The organism is Cellvibrio sp. BR (assembly GCF_000263355.1).
Taxonomy (GTDB): Bacteria; Pseudomonadota; Gammaproteobacteria; order Pseudomonadales; family Cellvibrionaceae; genus Cellvibrio.
In genome coordinates this window covers 1-812 of sequence record NZ_JH668219.1, presented here as the reverse complement: position 1 = coordinate 812, position 812 = coordinate 1, and the positions used below count along the sequence as shown (strand labels likewise).

The window sequence follows — 812 nt, the reverse complement described above, 5'->3', positions numbered from 1 at the left end:
ACGGCGCGCCGAGTTCCTGTCCATTCAAAGTGATCCAAACGATCCATCCTCCAAAAATGTCATCAACATTCGCTGGATTCGCGAAAGCTGGTGGAAACTGGTCACAGGAAAATCGACTAAATCAGCGCAAGTCACCGAGGTCAATAAAACCTGTTTTGAGCTGTGTGTGTTTGAACGGATCGCCGAAGAACTGAGTACCGGTGACTTGTTCATTCCCTACAGTGAAACCTTCGATGATTACCGGGAGCAAATGATCACCTGGGAAGAATACGAGGCGCAGCTGCCTACCTATTGCGAGGAGGTAGGACTTATCGCCGGTGATACTGAATTTGCAAGAACACTGAAGGAGTCCATGGAGGCGAGCTGCCAGAAAGCTGATAGCCAATTTCCAGAGGATGAACTGGTCCGTATAGAAAACGGGAACCTGATTATCGGTAAACCAAAACCGGATCAACCTTCGCCAGAGGTCGAAGAAATTGGAGCGCTCTTGCGCGATCGCTTGGACAAGATCAACCTGCTCGATGTAATCATTAATGTCGAAAAATGGTTGAACTTGAACAAACATTTTGGCCCGTTGTCGGGTTTCGAGTCACGTATCAGCGACCCGGTGTTACGTTTTGTTCTGACGGTGTTTTGTTACGGCACCAATATTGGCCCTACCGAAACCGTGCGATCCGTGCAGGGTGTGTCGCGCAAGCAAGTTGCATGGCTTAACTTAAAGCGCACTACGGAAGCCCGTCTCGATAAAGCGATTGCTAAGATCAACAGCGAGTACAAGAAATACCGGCTCATTGAGTGTTGGGGTTCGGGCA

The 812-nt window shown here is 49.1% G+C and carries 1 protein-coding gene; it reads left to right on the top strand.

Annotation, left to right across the window (positions count from 1 at the left end):
* A partial coding sequence (locus tag O59_RS20760) for a Tn3 family transposase (RefSeq protein WP_007646399.1) occupies window positions 1–812 on the top strand: 812 nt, incomplete at both ends.